This window comes from Microbacterium sp. NPDC077644 (assembly GCF_040702785.1).
Taxonomy (GTDB): domain Bacteria; phylum Actinomycetota; class Actinomycetes; order Actinomycetales; family Microbacteriaceae; genus Microbacterium.
The window spans coordinates 63,164-81,098 of the sequence record NZ_JBFBME010000004.1 but is presented as its reverse complement, the minus strand read 5'-3'; the positions used below and the strand labels follow the sequence as shown (position 1 = coordinate 81,098).

The 17,935-nt window shown below is 69.2% G+C and carries 19 protein-coding genes and 1 tRNA gene; 7 read left to right on the top strand and 13 right to left on the bottom strand.

What is annotated here, in order from left to right; translation table 11 throughout:
* Positions 1-10: 10 nt before the first annotated feature.
* From AB0269_RS14355 to AB0269_RS14340, 4 genes are all read right to left on the bottom strand, one after another.
* Positions 11-598 (bottom strand): TetR family transcriptional regulator, encoded by a 588-nt coding sequence (locus tag AB0269_RS14355; RefSeq protein WP_366211930.1) that lies wholly within the window; start codon positions 596-598, stop codon positions 11-13.
* Between the two features lie 34 nt (positions 599-632).
* Positions 633-2,183, bottom strand: a complete 1,551-nt coding sequence (locus tag AB0269_RS14350; protein WP_366211929.1) for an L-serine ammonia-lyase, iron-sulfur-dependent, subunit alpha — start codon at positions 2,181-2,183, stop codon at positions 633-635.
* A 92-nt stretch (positions 2,184-2,275) separates the two neighbouring features.
* Positions 2,276-2,348: transfer RNA gene (locus tag AB0269_RS14345), tRNA-Arg, on the bottom strand.
* A 74-nt stretch (positions 2,349-2,422) separates the two neighbouring features.
* On the bottom strand, positions 2,423-2,983 hold the full coding sequence (locus AB0269_RS14340) for an asparagine synthase (RefSeq protein ID WP_366211928.1): 561 nt from the start codon (positions 2,981-2,983) through the stop codon (positions 2,423-2,425).
* Between the two features lie 124 nt (positions 2,984-3,107).
* On the opposite strand from AB0269_RS14340, the gene AB0269_RS14335 reads away from it, so the two are divergent.
* Positions 3,108-3,944 (top strand): SDR family oxidoreductase, encoded by an 837-nt coding sequence (locus AB0269_RS14335; protein WP_366211927.1) that lies wholly within the window; start codon positions 3,108-3,110, stop codon positions 3,942-3,944.
* Positions 3,945-3,959: 15 nt separating this feature from the next.
* On the opposite strand, the gene AB0269_RS14330 is transcribed toward AB0269_RS14335, so the two are convergent.
* The 6 genes from AB0269_RS14330 to AB0269_RS14305 form a co-directional block, all read right to left on the bottom strand.
* The gene (locus AB0269_RS14330; RefSeq protein WP_366211926.1) at positions 3,960-4,616 is read right to left on the bottom strand and encodes a GntR family transcriptional regulator; all 657 of its coding nucleotides are present in this window, start codon (positions 4,614-4,616) and stop codon (positions 3,960-3,962) included.
* A 107-nt stretch (positions 4,617-4,723) separates the two neighbouring features.
* On the bottom strand, positions 4,724-5,365 hold the full coding sequence (locus tag AB0269_RS14325) for an NADPH-dependent F420 reductase (protein ID WP_366211925.1): 642 nt from the start codon (positions 5,363-5,365) through the stop codon (positions 4,724-4,726).
* 36 nt (positions 5,366-5,401) lie between these two features.
* Positions 5,402-5,845, bottom strand: a complete 444-nt coding sequence (gene sufU, locus AB0269_RS14320; protein ID WP_366211924.1) for a Fe-S cluster assembly sulfur transfer protein SufU — start codon at positions 5,843-5,845, stop codon at positions 5,402-5,404.
* Positions 5,842-7,161 carry a cysteine desulfurase gene (locus AB0269_RS14315; RefSeq protein ID WP_366211923.1) on the bottom strand — a complete coding sequence of 440 codons (1,320 nt, stop codon included), beginning with the start codon at positions 7,159-7,161 and terminating at the stop codon, positions 5,842-5,844. Before AB0269_RS14315 ends, sufU begins: the two co-directional genes overlap by 4 nt.
* 46 nt (positions 7,162-7,207) lie before the next feature.
* Entirely contained in the window at positions 7,208-7,393 is a 186-nt protein-coding gene (locus tag AB0269_RS14310; RefSeq protein WP_366211922.1) for a hypothetical protein, read from the bottom strand.
* 79 nt (positions 7,394-7,472) lie between these two features.
* Positions 7,473-7,808, bottom strand: a complete 336-nt coding sequence (locus AB0269_RS14305) for a DUF6804 family protein (RefSeq protein WP_366211921.1) — start codon at positions 7,806-7,808, stop codon at positions 7,473-7,475.
* Between the two features lie 628 nt (positions 7,809-8,436).
* On the opposite strand from AB0269_RS14305, the gene AB0269_RS14300 reads away from it, so the two are divergent.
* Positions 8,437-8,688: a hypothetical protein gene (locus AB0269_RS14300; protein WP_366211920.1), complete on the top strand. Its 252-nt coding sequence runs from the start codon at positions 8,437-8,439 to the stop codon at positions 8,686-8,688.
* A gap of 7 nt (positions 8,689-8,695) precedes the next feature.
* On the opposite strand, the gene AB0269_RS14295 is transcribed toward AB0269_RS14300, so the two are convergent.
* Both AB0269_RS14295 and AB0269_RS14290 read right to left on the bottom strand, forming a co-directional pair.
* Positions 8,696-8,830, bottom strand: a complete 135-nt coding sequence (locus AB0269_RS14295; protein WP_227530097.1) for a methionine/alanine import family NSS transporter small subunit — start codon at positions 8,828-8,830, stop codon at positions 8,696-8,698.
* The gene (locus AB0269_RS14290; protein ID WP_366211919.1) at positions 8,827-10,434 is read right to left on the bottom strand and encodes a sodium-dependent transporter; all 1,608 of its coding nucleotides are present in this window, start codon (positions 10,432-10,434) and stop codon (positions 8,827-8,829) included. The genes AB0269_RS14295 and AB0269_RS14290 overlap by 4 nt, the downstream gene beginning before the upstream one ends.
* A 132-nt stretch (positions 10,435-10,566) precedes the next feature.
* Here AB0269_RS14290 and AB0269_RS14285 point away from each other — a divergent pair, with 132 nt between their 5' ends.
* Entirely contained in the window at positions 10,567-11,949 is a 1,383-nt protein-coding gene (locus AB0269_RS14285; protein WP_366211918.1) for an FAD-linked oxidase C-terminal domain-containing protein, read from the top strand.
* Positions 11,950-11,976: 27 nt separating this feature from the next.
* On the opposite strand, the gene AB0269_RS14280 is transcribed toward AB0269_RS14285, so the two are convergent.
* The gene (locus AB0269_RS14280) at positions 11,977-12,969 is read right to left on the bottom strand and encodes a LacI family DNA-binding transcriptional regulator (RefSeq protein ID WP_366211917.1); all 993 of its coding nucleotides are present in this window, start codon (positions 12,967-12,969) and stop codon (positions 11,977-11,979) included.
* 149 nt (positions 12,970-13,118) lie between these two features.
* Between AB0269_RS14280 and rhaI the strand changes: the two genes are divergently transcribed.
* The 4 genes from rhaI to AB0269_RS14260 are packed head-to-tail and all read left to right on the top strand — an operon-like array spanning position 13,119 to position 17,935.
* Positions 13,119-14,282 carry an L-rhamnose isomerase gene (rhaI, locus tag AB0269_RS14275; RefSeq protein WP_366211916.1) on the top strand — a complete coding sequence of 388 codons (1,164 nt, stop codon included), beginning with the start codon at positions 13,119-13,121 and terminating at the stop codon, positions 14,280-14,282.
* Positions 14,279-15,814: a sugar ABC transporter ATP-binding protein gene (locus AB0269_RS14270; protein WP_366211915.1), complete on the top strand. Its 1,536-nt coding sequence runs from the start codon at positions 14,279-14,281 to the stop codon at positions 15,812-15,814. Before rhaI ends, AB0269_RS14270 begins: the two co-directional genes overlap by 4 nt.
* Positions 15,811-16,839, top strand: a complete 1,029-nt coding sequence (locus AB0269_RS14265) for an ABC transporter permease (RefSeq protein ID WP_366211914.1) — start codon at positions 15,811-15,813, stop codon at positions 16,837-16,839. The genes AB0269_RS14270 and AB0269_RS14265 overlap by 4 nt, the downstream gene beginning before the upstream one ends.
* A complete protein-coding gene (locus AB0269_RS14260) occupies positions 16,832-17,935 on the top strand; it encodes an ABC transporter permease (protein ID WP_366211913.1) in 1,104 nt (367 codons plus the stop codon). The genes AB0269_RS14265 and AB0269_RS14260 overlap by 8 nt, the downstream gene beginning before the upstream one ends.

Sequence of the window (17,935 nt, the reverse complement as noted above, 5' to 3'; positions counted from 1 at the left end):
GTCAAGGGGTTCAGTCGAACAGGTAGCGCTGGATCGTCGGCCCGATCCGCTCGACGAGCTCGCCCATCGACGCCTCCTTCATCGCCGGAAGCTCCACGATGTACCGGGCGATGATGAGACCGGCGACCTGCGAAGCCACGAGCGTGGCGCGCAGCTCGGCATCCGGAGCATCCAGGTCGGCGGCGATCCTCGGCAGCAGCTCGCGCGAGAGGAACCCCGTGACGAGCGGTCCTGTGAGCTTTCCGCTGACCGCGGTGCGCAGCACCATGACGCCGCGCTTTCGCACATCGGGCCGCTCGAAGGCCTCGAGCACGAAGCGCACGATCCGCTCCCCCGCATCCGACCTGCGCTCGCGCAGGATCGCGGGCACCTCGCGGTCGGGCCGCACCGGGAAGCCCGCGACCTCGGCGAACAGATCCGCCTTGGCGCCGAAGTAATGGTGCACGAGCGCGGGATCCACCTCGGCCCTGGCGGCGATGGCGCGCATCGTCGCACCGTCGTAGCCGTGCTCGCCGAACTCGTGCATCGCCGCGGCCGCGATCCGCTCGCGGGCATCCGAGTCGCCCGGAGGGCGCCCCCTGCCGCGTCTGCTCACCATGCCGACAGCCTACGACCGCCGACGTTCACCGCGGTCAGCACTCGATGACGTTGACCGCGAGACCGCCCTCGCTGGTCTCCTTGTACTTCGTCGACATGTCGGCGCCGGTCTGCCGCATCGTCTCGACGACGGCATCCAGCGAGACGTAGTGCTCGCCGTCGCCGCGCAGCGCGAGCCGCGCCGCCGTGACGGCGGTGGATGCCGCGATCGCGTTGCGCTCGATGCAGGGGATCTGCACGAGCCCGCCGATCGGGTCGCAGGTGAGGCCGAGGTGATGCTCCATCGCGATCTCGGCGGCGTTCTCGATCTGCCGGTTCGTGCCGCCCATGACAGCCGTGAGACCGCCCGCCGCCATCGCGCACGCCGAGCCGACCTCGGCCTGGCAGCCGCCCTCGGCGCCCGAGATGGACGCGTTCGCCTTGAAGAGCGACCCGAGCGCGGTCGCGGTGAGGAGGAAGCGCCGGATGCCGCGGCGCCGGTTGGCCTCGGCGATCTGCTCGGGGGACGGTTCGCTTTCGACTCCCTCCGGTCGCTCAAGCCGTTTCGTCTCGCTTCGCTCGCTCAACGAACCGTCAAGGGCACGCGCATCGCCCCCGGAGAAGCCGAGGAGGGCACTGCCGACGAGTTCACCGTACGGGGTGACGGCGTTGCCGGAGCCGAGCCCGGAGTCGGCGAGGAACCGCCACCAGTACATCGCGACGGCGGGGAGGATGCCGGCGGCGCCGTTCGTGGGTGCGGTGACGACGCGACCGCCCGCCGCATTCTCCTCGTTCACGGCGAGCGCGAACGCGCCCAGCCACTCCCCCGGGATCGCGGGCGAACCGTCCGCCTCGATCGCATCCAACTGCTCGCGGATGGCCCCGGCCCTGCGCTTGACCTTGAGGATGCCGGGCAGCACGCCGTCCGCATGGAGTCCGGCATCCACGCATCCGGCCATGGCGTCCCAGATCGCGTCGAGACCGGCCGCGACCTCCTGCTCGGAGCGCAGCGCCATCTCGTTCTCGCGGGCGACGTCGGCGATCGTGATGCCGCGCTCATCGCACAGCGCGAGGAGCGTCGCGGCGTCCGTGTAGTCGAGCGGGAAGCCGCCCGCTGCGATCTGCGCCTCCTCGCCGTCGCGCCGGACGAACCCGCCGCCGATCGAGTAGTACGTGTGCTCGGCGATCACGTCGCCGGCCGCGTCGTGCAGGCGCAGCGTCATGGCGTTCGGGTGGCCGGGCAGTCGCGTGCGAGGGGCGAACTCGATGTCGTCCTTCACGAACGGCACCGGATGCTCGCCGGCCAGCAGCAGCGGAGCGCCCTCGGGGTACGCGGACCACGCCGAACGGACTTCGGCCGGGTCGCAGGTCTCCGGCGCGAGTCCGCGCAGTCCCGCGACGACGGCATCCGGGGTTCCGTGCCCGATCCCCGTGGCGCCCAGCGACCCGTACAGCGTGCACGTGACCCTGGCCGCATCCGCGAGCGCCCCGCCTGCGTTCAACCGCTGCACGAAGTCGAGCGCGGCGCGCATGGGTCCGACGGTGTGGGAACTGGACGGCCCAACACCGATGGAGAACAGGTCGAAGGCCGAGACGTACGCAGTCACTCCTCCAGGCTACGCTGGCGGCGCCGAAACGCAGGGAAGAAAAGAGCCCCGCCGCTTTCGCGACGGGGCTCGACTACTGTCTCAACACAGTGTGCGCCACAAGGGACTCGAACCCCTAACCTTCTGATCCGTAGTCAGATGCTCTATCCATTGAGCTAGTGGCGCATTTCTCGGCCTGTTCCGGTGAAACGGGCCTCAGCAAGAATACATGACGGAGCACGCGAACGCGAAACCGGGCGTCAGGACGCCGTCTCGCGCTTGCGCTTGGCCCGCTGCTGCGAGGACAGCGCCTGGAGGTCGACGAGGCGCAGAGCCTGCATCCGCGCCTCGCGCATCGTGTCGTAGTCCGGGTCCTGATCCGGGCGCATGCCTTCGACGATGAGCCGGCGATCGAGGTTGCTGCGCACATCGGCCCACGCCGCCTCGCGGGCGCCCTCGACGAGAGCACCGAGCTTCTCGGCGTCGTCCGACATCGCCACCAGCTTCTCGGCGACGCCGGCGTACTGCCTGGCTCTGCGCCGCAGGTTGCGTACATCGCGATCGCGGTAGTCATGCGTGCCCGCCGGGTCGGAGTACCGCCCGCGCGCACGCTTTCGCAGTCGCGTCATCGCCTCGGCCGCGTTCTCGGACTCGCGTGCCATCGCCAGCAGCGCTTCGCGGGCGTCGCCCAGGTACTGGGCCGGATCGAAGACGCCGCCCTGAGCGATCGTGCCGACCAGGATGTGGTTCTTCACGGTCAGCCGAGCTGCGGCCGTGGCGATCGCGACGCCCTCGGCGATGGCATCCGCAGTCTTTCCCACCCCGACCTCCTCTCCCGATCGTATCGTCACCCGCCGACGCCGGTGTCGGCCAGAATAGAACGGACAGGTTCTCCCCACCTGCAATGACGCGAACGGCACGACCCGAGTGCTGGAGGAGGATGCGATGCGACGGCTGACCCTGGCCGGAAACACGACCGTGATCACCGGCGCCGCCAGCGGAATGGGCGCTGAGATCGCGCGGCTGCTCGCGGCGGCACGCGTCGATCTCGCACTGATCGATCGCGATGCCGAGGCGCTGGCATCCCTCGCCGCGGGCCTTCCCGGCCGCGTCACGACGCACGTGGTCGACCTGAGCGAGGACGCCGCCGTGGCGGATGCCGCGACGCAGATCATCGCGGCGCATCCGCGCATCAACGCCCTGATCACGTGCGCGGGGTCGTCGATGCTCGGCAGCATCGAGCAGCTCACCATGGACGAGATGCGCTGGCTCCTCGACGTCAATCTGTGGGGCACTGTATCGATCACCAAGGCCCTGCTGCCGGCGCTGCGCGCACAGCCGGCCGCGCACATCACGCATCTCGCGAGCATGTACGCCCTCGCCGCTCCCGCCGGACGCATCCCCTACGCCATGAGCAAGTTCGCCGTGCGCGGTTTCTCGGAGGCGCTCCGGCACGAGCTCGAGGGCAGCCCGGTGACGGTCGGCGCCGTCTACCCGGCGGGCGTGCGGACCGGCATCATCCTGCACGGCCGGTACGCCGCCGCGATCGACCCGGCGGTCGCGGCACGTGCGGCGTCGGCGCAGGCTGCGATGTACCACACCGAACCCGCGGATGCCGCTGCGCGGATCATCCGCGCGACGGAGCTGCGCCGCGCGAGGACCATGGTCGGCCGCGAGGCGCGGCTGATCGATCTCATCGTGCGGGCGGCGCCCTCCGGCTACTGGCGGGCGATGCGCGGTCAGCTGCGCGATGCCACCGATACGACGACGCCGGTGCACTGAGCGCGCGGAGAGGCCTCAGCCGGCGGACGCCTCCGGCAACCCGAAGCGGCGCTCGGCCGCCGCGAATCCCTCGGCGAGATGATCGGCCACGAGGCGGCGCACCAGTTCGACGTCGCGGGATGCGATCGCCGTGTAGAGTTCGCGATGCGACACGGCCATCGTGTCGGGCTCCTCGTACAGGCCGAAGATCCACTTCAGGCGCGTGCCGAACACGCCCACCAGCTCGACGAGCACGGCGTTGCGCGCGAGGACGGTCATGTAGGCGTGGAAGTCGACCGCCGCGTTCTGCGCCGCGAGGAGGTCGCCGTCCCGGGCGGCCTGCTCCTCGCGCTCCAGCACCCGCAGGAGCCCTGCGAGATCGGCTTCGTCATGACGCTCGGCGGCGTACGTGAAGAGCATCGTCTCGAGCGGACCGCGCACCTCGGCGAACTCGCGGACGTCGTCCCGAGTGTACTCGCGGACCACTGCCCAGGTGCGTGGACGCGAGACGACGATGCCCTCGGTGACGAGTGCACGGATGGCTTCCCGGACGGGAAGCCGCGAGACGTTCAGCTCTGCGGCGATGTCGCGCTCGACGAGCTTGGACCCCGGTTTCCTGCGCCCCAGCACGATGTCGTCCCGCAGCACGCGCGCGACGCGTGCTGACTCGAGTTCCCCAGATTTCTCCCCCATTCGAGCAATTCTGCCACTCATCCGCGCGTTCGCCCAGGAAACGGTATACCGGCGACGGTGCCGCGGCGGCGGAGAACCGGCCACCGCGGCAGCGCGACCATGCTCCGTCAGGGCAGGCGGTTCGCCTTCGCGAGGTTCTCGGTGAGCTCGGCGGCGTTCTGCCGCACGACGTACGCCGGGCGGTCGCGCTCGACCCGCCAGGACTCGCTCAGGGGCCCGACGTTGACGGCGTCGAAGCCGATCTCGTCGTAGAACCTCGTCGCGAACGCGGCGGCATCATCGAAGTCGCTGGAGATCGCGAGCGCGCGGCGGTTCTCCGTGCCGGCGGGAGAGCCGTCGGTGGTGATCTCGCCGGAGCGGATGTGATTGAACGCCTTCACGACCTTCGAGGTCGGCAGGTGCTCCTGCAGCAGCTGCGAGGTCGTGGTCTCACCCGCATCGAGGGCGTCGATGTGCCCGTCGCGCTCGAAGTAGTAGTTGTTGGTGTCGAGCACGATCTTGCCGGCGAGCGGCTCGACGGGCACCTGAGTCAGGGCGTGCAGCGGCACCGTCACGACGACGACGTCACCGGCCTCCCCTGCCTCGACGGGCGTCGCGGCGCGTGCCTTCGGTCCGAGCTCCGCGACGAGGTCGCCGAGCGTCTCGGGTCCTCGCGAGTTCGCGATCACGACGTCGTATCCGTTCGCGACCGCGGCACGCGCGACCTGGCTGCCGATGTGTCCTGCACCGATGATTCCGAGTGTTGTCATGCGGTGGTGCAACGCCGTCGGTGCGACGTTATTCCGTCAGTCGAGCTTGCGCAGAGCATCCTCGGCGGCCACCCAGGCGAGCATCGCGCACTTCACCCGAGCGACGTAGCGCGAGACGCTGCCGAGGGCCGCGGCATCGCCGAGGAGCTCCTCGTCGGGCTCGATCTTTCCGCGCGAGCGCATCGCCTCGCGGAACACGTCGATGCGCTGCTGGATCTCGGCGACCGTCATACCCTCCACGAGGTCGGCGAACAGCGAGGCCGAGGCCTGCGAGATCGCACAGCCGTGCCCCTCCCACGCGATCGCCTCGATCGTGCCGTCCGCGGCGGGATGCACCTGCAGGGTGATCTCGTCGCCGCAGGTGGGGTTGAGCTGGTGGGACTGGGCCGTGACCTCATCGCGCAGCCCGAAGCCGTGCGGGGTGCGCGAGTGATCGAGGATCAGCTCCTGATACAGGTTCTGCAGGTCGCTGGAGGTCATGAGCGCGCTCCGATGTCGCGAGTGGCGGCGACGCCGCCGAGGAAGAAGCCGATGGTCGCGGCGACGCCCTCGAGGAACGCGTCGACCTCGGCCTCGGTCGAGTAGAGGTAGGTGCTCGCCCTCGTGGACGACGTGACGTCGAGCCGGCGGTGCAGCGGCTGGGCGCAGTGGTGGCCGACGCGCACGGCGATGCCGCGGTCGTCGAGGAACTGGCCGACGTCGTGCGAGTGGATGCCGGGGATGTCGAAACTCGCCAGCCCCACCCGCGGCAGGTCGATGCCCGCGCCGAGGACGCGGACGCCGTCGATCGCGGCGAGCCCTTCGACGAGCCGGCGGCCGAGGGGCTCCTCATGGGCGGCGATCCGCGGCATCCCGACCTCGTCGAGATAGCGCACGGCGGCGGCGAGCGCGACGGCCTGCGACACGCGCTGCGTCCCCGCCTCGAAGCGCTGCGGCGGCGGCAGGTACTCCGCCTCGGTCGTCGTGACCGTCGTGATCATCGACCCGCCGGTGAGGAACGGTGGCATCGCGGCGAGCAGCTCTCGGCGGCCGTAGAGCGCGCCGATTCCCGTGGGGCCGAGCATCTTGTGACCGGACAGCACCGCGAAGTCGACGTCGAGCTGCTTCACGTCCAGCGGCAGGTGCGGCGCCGACTGGCACGCGTCGAGCAGGACGAGCGCACCGACGGCGCGAGCGCGCTCGACGAGCACGGCGACGGGGTTGATCACGCCGAGCACGTTGGACACGTGCGTGAACGCGACGATCTTCGCCCGTTCGGTGATGTGCGTCTCGAGTTCGTCGAGACGCAGTGCGCCGTCGTCATCGAGCGGGATGACCCGCAGCGTCGCGCCGGTGCGGGCGGCGAGCTCCTGCCACGGGATGAGGTTCGCGTGGTGCTCCATCTCGGTGGTGACGATCTCGTCGCCCGCACCGATCCGGAATCGCGCGGCATCCGCACCGCCGCGGCCCGCTGCCGCGTTCGAGAACGCATAGGCGACGAGGTTGATCGCCTCGGTGGCGTTCGAGGTCCAGACGATCTCGTCTTCGTCGGCTCCGACGAAGCGCGCGAGCGCGCCCCGCGCGTCTTCGAAAGCCTCGGTCGCCTCAGCGGCGAGGGTGTGCGCGCCGCGGTGCACGGCGGAGTTCAGCGTCATCGCGAAGTCGCGTTCGGCGTCGAGCACGGCGAGCGGACGCTGCGAGGTCGCCCCGGAGTCGAGGTACACGAGCGGATGCCCGTTCACCTCGGTGTGCAGGATCGGGAAGTCCTCGCGGATGCGGAGGACCTCGGCATCCGTGAGGGCGTCAGGAGAACTCATCCTTCAAGGATCTCATCCGCCGGGCGACGCGGGGCCCCGGGACAGCTCAGGCGGGGTTGTCATCGGGATCGAGAGACTTCAACATGTCCTCCTCGACCTCGATGTCGGCATCCAGCTGCTCCTCGGTGGTCTCGTCGCCTCCGAGCGGCGCACTCTCCCGGGCGTGGGCCACGCTCTCGGCTGTCTCCTCGGGGCGGCTCTCTTCTGCAGGGTCGGGTCGGTGATCGTCCATACCCGCACGCTACGCGCGATCCCGATCGTGTGCCACGTCATCGCCGGCTCGCGCTCGGTCGCGACGGATGCGCAGCGCACTACGCCGCGGCGCGCTCGTTCTTGACGAGCACGCCGGCGGCGATGAACAGGAGCGCCGCGACGAACTGCGCGGCCGTCCACACCTGGCCGGTGAAGCCGAACGGGAACACCGGGTTCCAGATCACGGCGATCGCGACGAACACGATCGTCCACCACCACTGCCGCGCCTGCCAGGCGAACCACGCGACGATCAGCGCGAGGATCGGGACGAGGTAGAAGATGATCGTCGCGACGACGTTGTCTCCGGTGAACAGCGGAGACAGGAACAGGGCGATCGCGGCGAGGAGCCCTGGAGCAAGCGCATTGCGCTGCGTCTGCGGGGTGGGGGAAGCCATGCCTCCATCTTCCCGCACTTCCAGTCTACCGGCCGGGTGGGGGCTTGCGGCAAGGGCCCCTCGGGGGCGCATACTTGTCGATCGTGCGCAACGAGAACCGCAGATGCGCGCCGGAATCGGAGCCCCGTGAACCAGCCTTCCCTCACCGCCTTCCACCTCTCTCACGGCCTCGCCCACAAGGCCGACCCCGCACTCACCGCTCGTGACGACCAGCAGTTCTCCGCCATCGCCGAAACGCTCAGCGAGAACCTCGCCACGGCATCCGCTCGACTCGATGGGGTGCTCGCCGCACCGAGCGGGGTCGGCGGCGCCGCCGTCGAGCGCGACCTCGAGATCCATCGCCTGGGCGCCCGTCTGACGATGCTGCGCCGCTACGGCATCGACATGTGCCTCGGACGCATGGTCACCGACGCCGGCGACCACATCTACATCGGCCGCCTCGGCCTCGCGGGCCCCGACGGACGCCAGCTGCTCGTCGACTGGCGCGCACCCGCAGCCGAGCCGTTCTTCGGGGCGACCCTCGCCGACCCGATGGGACTGGTCAGCCGCCGCCGTTACCGATGGAAGAGCGGCATGGTCAGCGACTACTGGGACGAGGCATTCACCGCCGACGCCCTCGAAGCCGGCGGTGCGGGTCGAGCTCTCACGGTTCGTCGCGCCGGAGATCATCGAGGACCACCGCAGCGCTCCGGTGAACGCGCTGGGCTACCTGCGGGTGATGTTCGAGGTCGACGACATCGACGACACGATCGCCCGGCTGGAGAAGCACGGAACGCGCCTGGTGAGCACCGAGGTCGTGCAGTACGAGGACGTGTACCGGCTCTGCTACGTCAGAGGCCCGGAGGACATCCTCGTCGGACTCGCGCAGAGCCTGCGCTGATCCGAGGTCAGAGCTCGACCGGCGGCGCCGGCTCGCTCTCTGCCTCTTCGGGGTGACGCACGAGGTTCACGATCGCGGCGACGAGGCCGCCCCACACCGTGACCATCGCGATGATCATGAAGATGATTGCCGGCGTCGTCATGCTCCCGCTCCCTCGGTCGTCCGGATCGTTCCGGTCTCGGCATCCGGCTCGTAGCTCTCCTCGACGAGGAATTCGTCGTACTCGGGGTCGTCCTTGGCGTGCGAACGCCGGCTCCATGGAACGAGCGACAGCACCACGGCGAGGATCACGAGGGAGATCACCATGCCCCACCCGAAGATCGACAGGAACCAGTCGGGGTAGCTCCCGTACGGGGTGTTGATCTTCGCGATGAGCTCGCTGATGAACAGGTAGCCGAGCACGATCGGGGCGAGCAGACCCACCAGCAGCTTCCAGGTCAGGCCGGTGCGGAAGCTCGAGCGGCGGTTCAGGTGCTCGCTCAGAACTGGGAGCTTGTGCAGCAGCCAGGCGACCACGATGACCGCCACGAGCGCGACCGCCATGATACCGAAGGCGTTGACGAAGGCATCCGTCGTGTCGAGCACCGCCAGCGCCGTGGTCGTCGAGAAGAACGCCATCGAGATGACCGCCAGCGGGATCGTGACGATGAGCGTCGCGCGTACGCGACCCCAGCCGAGCTTGTCCTGGATGGCGGCGACGATGACCTCAAGGATCGAGATCATCGAGGTCAGCCCTGCGAACGTCAGCGCGCCAAAGAAGAGAACGCCGATGAGCGGGCCACCGGCGGCCTGGGAGACGATCGTCGGGAAGGCGACGAAGGCAAGGCCGATGCCGGCAGAGGCGACGTCGGACACCTGGGCCGACTGCGCCTGCGCCATGAAGCCGAGGGCGGCGAAGACGCCGATGCCCGCGAGGATCTCGAATCCCGAGTTCGCGAAGCCGACCACGAGGCCGGAGCCGGTCAGGTCGGTCTTGCGCTTCAGGTACGACGAGTACGTCACCATGATGCCGAACGCCACGGACAGCGAGAAGAAGATGTGCCCGTACGCACTGGCCCACACGGCGGGGTCGCCGAGAGCCTGCCAGTTGGGCGTGAAGAACGCGTTGAGCCCGTCCATGGCCCCCGGGAGGAACAGCGACTGCACCACGAGGACGATGAACATGACCGTCAGCAGCGGCAGCAGCACCGAGTTCGCCGCGCCGATGCCGCGCTTGACGCCGAAGCCCATGATCACGATCGTCACGACCCAGACGACGAGCAACGGGATGCCGACCTGCGGAACGAATTCGAGCGAGATGCCCCCGGCGACATCGCCCATGTTGAGGAAGTCGCCGAAGAAGAAGTCGTTCTCGTTGCCGGGGCCCCAGCTGAGCTGCGCCGAGAACCAGGTGTACATCGCCGCCCACGCGATGATGACCGCGTAGTAGACCGAGATCACGACGCAGATGAGCACCTGCCACCAGCCGAGCGGCTCGGCCGCGCGGTGCAGGCGGCGGAATGCGAGCGGTGCCGAGCCGCGGAAGCGGTGTCCGATCGCGTAGTCGAAGAACAGCAGCGGGATGCCGGCGGTCAGGAGCGCGCACAGGTACGGGATGAGGAAGGCGCCGCCGCCGCCCTCGTATGCGACATACGGGAAGCGCCAGATGTTTCCGAGGCCGACGGCCGAGCCGATGGCCGAGAGGATGAAGACGTTGCGAGAGCCGAAGGCCTCGCGTTTCGGTGCGCGCGTCGTTGCCGTACTCATGTCAGCCGACACTACCCGACCGGGTCGCCGCACGTGGGTCGTTGAGCGCAGACGGCGAAGCCGTCGGAGACGAAACGGGCTGAGCGCGCGACAGCGAGTCGAAGCCCCAGCGCACCGCGTTACTGTGAATGGATGCCGCAGACGACGAGGTCTCTGACCGACAGGCTCATCGATGCCCTCCCCGACGAGGCGGTCATCACCGATCCGGCGTCGATGGATGCGTACCGCTGGGACCGTGCGAACGATCCTGCCGCCGGGGTTCCGCTCGCGGTCGTGCGCGCGACCTCGACCGAGGACGTGCAGGCCGTCGTGCGACTGGCGGCCGAGACGGGGACGGCGGTGATCCCGCGCGGCGCGGGCTCGGGGCTGTCCGGCGGGACCACGGCCGTGGCCGGCGCGATCGTGCTGTCTCTGGATCGGATGCGGTCGATCTCGGTCGATCCGGACACGCGGATGGCCGTCGTCCAGCCCGGCGCGTTCAATGCGGAGGTGAAGGCCGCGGCGTCCGCTCACGGCCTGTGGTATCCGCCCGACCCGTCGTCGTTCGAGTTCTGCTCGATCGGCGGGAACGTCGCGACGAACGCGGGCGGCCTGTGCTGCGTGAAGTACGGGGTGACGACCGACTATGTGCTCGGGATAACGGTCGTGCTCGCCGACGGGCGGGCGGTGCGCCTGGGCGGCCCGCGGGTGAAGGATGTCGCGGGGCTGTCGCTCACGAAGCTGTTCGTCGGCAGCGAGGGGACGCTCGGGGTGATCACCGAGGTGATCCTGCGGCTCGTGCCGCCGCAGCTGCCGCCCACGACGCTGGTGGCGGTTTTCCCGACGCTCGAGGGCGCGACCGGCGCCGTCATCGAGGCGACCCGCAGTGCACGCCCGTCGATGCTGGAGTTCATGGACAACCCGACCATCCGCGCGGTCGAGGCGGCGACGCGCATGGGTCTCGACGTGGACGCGGCGGCGATGCTCGTCATCCAGTCGGACGGGCACGCGGATGCTGCGGCGCAGGAGATCGCGACGATCGAAGAGGTGTGCCTGCGGCACGGCGCGACGGAGTGCTTCGCGACCGCGGACTCCGATGAGGGCGAGGCGTTCGTGCAGACGCGGAGGATGGCGATCCCGGCGATCGAGCGGATGGGCACGATCCTGCTCGAGGACGTCGGCGTTCCGGTCCCCCGGCTCGGCGACCTGGTGCTGGGTATCGAAGAGATCTCGAGAAGGCTCGAGGTGACGATCGCGGTGCTCGCGCACGCCGGTGACGGCAACACGCACCCGGTGCTCGTGTTCGATCCGGCCGACGATGCGCAGCGGGAGCGCGCGCACCTCGCGTACGGCGAGGTCATGGATCTCGCGATCGCGCTCGGCGGGACGATCACCGGCGAGCACGGCGTCGGACGGCTCAAGAGGCCGTGGCTCGGCGACTATCTGGGCGACGACGTGCTCGAGCTGAACGAGCGGATCAAGAAGGCGCTGGATCCGCAGGGGATCATGAACCCGGGGGCCGTGTTCGCGGGGTGACCGGGCCTGCCCGCCGGGAACCCGACGTCAGGTGCCGAGCGTGGATGCGCGCGCCACGAGCTCAGGTTCGAAGCGGACATGCTCGTCCGCCGGGTGACTCGATCCGAGCAGCAGGTCGACCGCGGTCGATCCGATCAGCGCCGCCGGCTGGCGCACGGAGCTGAGCGGGATGACGGCGGCTGCGGCGAAGTCGATGTCGTCGTAGCCGATGAGCGCGATGTCGTCCGGCACGCGCACGTCGCCGGTCATGACCAGGCTCTGCAGCAGTCCGAGCGCGAGCAGGTCGTTGGCCGCGAAGATCGCGTCGGGGCGGTCGGACCGGTCGCGCGCCAGGATCCGCTCCCCCGCGAGCCGCCCTTCCTCGACGCTCAGCGCATCAGTGGCGATGAACTCGACGCCGACGCCGCGCTCCGCTGCGGCATCCTGCGCCCCACGGAGTCGGTCGGACACCTGCCGCAGAGCCGCGGGGCCACCGACCAGCGCGAGCCTGCGCCGCCCCTGATCGAGCAGGTGGGCAGCGGCGATCCGGCCGCCCATGACGTCGTCGACGGCCACGGAGCAGAACCGCGAGTCGTGCGATTCGCGATCCACGAGGACTGCGGGGATGCCGTGCTCGCGCATGCGCTCGAGCCGCGGCAGGGCCTCCTGCACGGGGGTTATGAGGACGCCTGCGACGCGCTGCTCCTCGAACAGATCGAGGTGCGTCGACTCGCGCTGGTGCTTCTCGTCGCTGTTGGCCACGAGCACCGAGTAGCCGTGTTCCGCCGCGCGCTCCTCTGCCCCGCGCGCCACCTCGGCGAAGAAGGGGTTGCGGATGTCGAGCACGACCAGGCCGATCGACTTGCTGCGCCCGGCCCGCAGCTGCCGCGCGGCGTCGTTGCGTACGAACCCGAGCCGCGCGATCGATGCGTGCACCTTCTCGACGGTCTCGGGTGCGACCCGCTCCGGGCGGTTGAGCACGTTCGAGACGGTGCCCACCGACACGCGGGCGTCGGCTGCGACGTCACGAACGCTCACCATGGCGATCCTCCGGAATGAAACGAATCAGTTGCGGACTCATCCGCTTCTTGACATGCAATCAAAGCACAGTCTATGTTCGATCACACAACGAATGAAACGATTCATACTGTGACGTCCGAGTCAACGAAGACAACGAAAGCACCGCGCCCATGAGCATCCTCACCCCCACGGTCCTCGCAGAGCTCGAAAAGCAGTCGATCGAGCTGCCCAGCTGGGCCTTCGGCAACTCGGGCACCCGGTTCAAGGTGTTCGGCACCCCGGGCACACCGCGCGACCCGTTCGAGAAGATCGCGGATGCCGCGCAGGTGCACAAGCACACGGCCTTGGCGCCGACCGTCGCGCTGCACATCCCGTGGGACATGTGCGACTTCGGCGACCTGCGCAAGCACGCCGAGGACCTGGGCGTCGAGCTCGGCACGATCAACTCGAACACCTTCCAGGACGACGACTACAAGTTCGGCGCGCTGACCCATGAGGATGCCGCGATCCGTCATAAGGCGATCGATCACCACCTCGAGTGCATCGACGTGATGGATGCCACCGGCAGCCGCGATCTGAAGATCTGGCTCGCCGAGGGGTCGAACTACCCCGGCCAGGCAGACCTCCGCGGCCGCCAGGACCGGCTGCACGAGTCGCTGCAGACGATCTACGCGCGCCTCGGAGATGATCAGCGCCTCGTCCTCGAGTACAAGTTCTTCGAGCCGGCGTTCTATCACACCGATGTTCCGGACTGGGGGACGTCCTACGCTCAGGTCAGCGCCCTGGGCGAGAAGGCGATGGTGTGCCTCGACACCGGCCATCACGCGCCGGGCACGAACATCGAGTTCATCGTCATGCAGCTGCTGCGCCTCGGCAAGCTCGGCTCGTTCGACTTCAACTCGCGCTTCTACGCCGACGACGATCTCATCGTCGGGGCGGCCGACCCGTTCCAGCTGTTCCGCATCGTCTTCGAGGTGATCCGCGGCGGCGGCCTGAACAATCCCGATGTCGCGTTCATGCTCGATCAGTGCCACAACGTCGAGGACAAGATTCCCGGCCAGATCCGCTCGGTGCTCAACGTGCAGGAGATGACCGCGCGGGCGCTGCTCGTCGATCGCGACGCGCTGACGACTGCGCAGAAGTCGGGCGATGTGCTCGCGGCGAACGCCGTCTTCATGGACGCGTTCTACACCGACGTCCGCCCGGCGCTGGCCGAGTGGCGTGAGTCGCGCGGCATGGATGCCGACCCGATGGCCGCCTACGCGGCATCCGGTTATCAGCAGAAGATCGCCGCCGATCGCGTCGGCGGCGTCCAGGCCGGGTGGGGCGCATGAGCATCGCTCCATCGAACGCACCGGCTCCGCTGCTGTCGCTCCGCGGGGCCGCGAAGACCTTCGGCCCCGTCGTGGCACTCGCCGACGGGACGATCGAACTCCTCCCCGGCGAGATCCACGCGCTCGTCGGCGAGAACGGCGCCGGAAAGTCGACGCTGGTGAAGATCCTCGCCGGGCTTCACCACCCCGATGCCGGAGACTTCCTCGTCGACGGCGTGCCCGTCGCCTTCCGCACCGTCGCCGACAGCAAGGCGGCGGGGATCTCCGTGATCTACCAGGAGCCGACCCTGTTCCCCGACCTGACGGTCGCGGAGAACATCTTCATCGGTCGGCAGCCGCGCGGCAGGCTCGGGCTGATCAGCCGCTCCGCGATGCGCCGCGAAGCCATGGCGCTCTTCGAACGCCTGGGCGTCCCGATCGATCCCGACCGCCCCGCCGAGGGGCTCTCGATCGCCGATCAGCAGATCATCGAGATCGCCAAGGCCATCTCGATCGACGCCCGGATCCTCATCATGGACGAGCCGACCGCCGCGCTCTCCGGCGTCGAGGTCGAACGCCTGTTCACGGTCGCGCGCTCGCTGCGCGACACCGGCGCCGGCATCCTCTTCATCTCGCACCGCTTCGACGAGATCTTCGCCCTGACCGACCGCATCACCGTCATGCGCGACGGCCGGTACATCGGCACGCACGACACAGCCGCAGCGACCGTCGACGGAATCGTCCGGGAGATGGTCGGACGCGACATCGATCAGCTCTTCCCCAAGCAGGACGCGACGATCGGGGAGGTCGTGCTCGACGTGAGCGGCCTGTCTCGTCGAGGTGTGTTCCGCGACGTCGACCTGCAGGTGCGCGCCGGTGAGATCGTCGGCCTCGCCGGGCTCGTCGGAGCAGGCCGGACCGAGGTCGCCCGCGCGATCTTCGGCATCGACCCCTACGACACCGGCTCCGTCACGCTGAGCGGGGCGCGCCTGAAACCGGGCAACCCGCAGGCGGCGATAGACGCCGGCATCGGATTCGTCCCGGAGGACCGCCGCAAGCAGGGGCTCGTGATGGACCTCTCGGTCGGGCGGAACCTCACCCTCACGCTGCGCAACACCCTCAGCCGCGCAGGGATCATCGACACGGCAGCAGAACGGCGGGCGGCCGACACCTGGTCGCAGCGCCTGCAGGTGAAGACGGGCTCCGCGGAGTTCGCGGTCTCCACACTGTCCGGCGGCAATCAGCAGAAGGTCGTGCTGGCGAAATGGCTCGCGACCGAGCCCCGGCTGCTCATCGTCGACGAGCCGACGCGCGGCATCGACGTCGGGACGAAGGCCGAGGTGCACCGCCTGATCTCCGATCTCGCCGCCCGCGGGATCGCGATCCTCATGATCTCGTCCGAACTGCCGGAAGTTCTGGGCATGGCGGATCGCGTCGTCGTCATGCGCGAGGGACGGGTGACCGCGCGCCTCGACCGTGCGGATGCGACGCCCGAGAACGTCATGCTGGCGGCCACGGCCGAGCCCGCACCGATGCTGGAGGACACGAAGTGACCGTTGCAACGCGGAGCGCTCCGCGCACCGAGAGAACCTCGCCCCTGAGCGGCATCCTCCGCCGACGGGAGATCCCGGTCGCCGCGGCGCTCATCGTCCTCGTCCTGGTGACCTACGCGGCGAACCCGCTCTTCCTGAGCCAGCAGGGCGTCAAGGACCTGATGCTCAACGCGACGATCATGATCATCCTCGCCGTCGGGCAGGCGATGGTGATCTTCACGCGCAACGTCGACCTGTCGGTGGGCTCGATCCTCGGGCTCGTCGCGTTCCTCACGGGAACGCTGTTCGCGGATGCGCCGGGCATCCCCATCCCCGTCGTCTTCCTCGCCGGTCTCGCCCTGGGAGCTCTGCTCGGCGCGATCAACGGCCTGCTCGTGACGGTCGCCCACGTGCCGGCCCTGGTCATCACGCTCGGCACGCTGTACGTGTACCGCGGCATCAACAACGCGTGGGCGGGTGGCACCCAGTACTTCGCCGGCGATCGACCGGACGAGTTCGGAGCCCTGGCCGTCGACACCGTGCTCGGTTTCCCCATCATCACGCTGCTGGCGATCGCCGTCGTCGTGATCGTCGGCATCTACCTCTCCGGGGCCCGCTCCGGACGCGACCTGTATGCGATCGGCTCCGACCCGGAAGCCGCCAGGGTGTTCGGGATCCCGGTCGCACGACGCGTGATGACCGCGTTCGTCGTGAACGGCCTGCTCGCGGGGCTCGCCGGCGTCCTGTACGCCGCACGATTCAACTCCGTCGGCGCCACGACGGGAACGGGGATGGAACTCGACGTCGTCGCTGCGGCCGTCGTCGGCGGCGTCGCCATCTTCGGCGGCAGCGGATCCGTCGCGGGTGCCGCGATCGGGGCAGTCCTTCTGACCACGATCACCAGTGCCCTCACGGCGCTGCGCGTCGACAAGTTCTGGCAGCAGGCCGTCGTCGGCATCCTCATCATCGCCGCGATCCTCGTCGACCGGATCGCGAGCGTCCGCACCGCCCGCAAGCTGCGACTCACGGAGGCACGCGATGTCTGAAACCGCCCGCACCTCGACCACGGACCCCACCACGACAGCCGTCATCGCCGCCGGCGTGCTCGAGACCGAGCCGCGAGGGCGCACGGGGTGGACGCGCATCCTCCTCGGCCGCGACGCCGTGATGATCTACGCGCTCATCGCCGCGCTCATCATCGCCGCGATCAGCATCCCGCGGTTCGCGTCCCCTGTGACGACCGGCTTCCTGCTTCTCGACGTCATCCCCATCCTGCTCATCGCCATGCCGATGACCCTGGTGATCATCACCGGCGAGATCGACCTGTCCGTGGCGAGCATCGCGGGTCTCACCAGCGCCGTCATCGGCGTGCTCTGGCAGGCGGGACTCGACATCGGCCTCGTGCTCGTGATCGGGCTCGTCGTCGGGGCGGTCGCCGGTGCGGTCAACGGCTTCCTCATCGCCGTGGTCGGGCTCCCGTCCCTCGCGGTCACCATCGGAACGCTCGCTCTGTTCCGCGGTCTCGCTCTCGTCGTGATCGGCGACAACGCCGTGGCGAACTTCCCGCCGGAGCTCACCGCCTTCTTCACATCGAAGCTCGGGGCGACCGGCATCCCCACCGTCATGATCGGGGTCGCCCTCGTGATCGCGTTCTTCGCGATCCTGCTGCACTTCACGCCGTTCGGCCGCGGCCTCCCCGCGATCGGATTCAGCAAGGAGGCGGCACGGTTCGTCGGGATCGACGTCGCCCGCGCCAAGTTCTGGCTGTTCGTGGGAACCGGCTCCGTCTCGGCGCTCGCCGGCATCTTCTGGACGCTGCGCTACTCGAGCGCGCGGTCCGACAACGCCAGCGGCCTCGAGCTCGCGGTGATCGCCGCCGTGCTCCTCGGCGGTGTGTCCATCTTCGGCGGGCGGGGCTCGATCCCCGGCGTCGTCGCCGGCGTGCTGCTCATCGGCGTCATCAACTACGGCCTGCGACTCGGCCGCGTCTCCGAGGTGATCCTCATCATCGTCACCGGGTCGCTGCTCATCGCATCCGTCGTCGCCCCAAGCGTCGGGCAGGCGATCGGACGCTGGCGTCACGACAGACGAGTCCGCAGAGAACTTCCCCAGGCCACCGCCTCGGGTCGACCACGCGCCTAG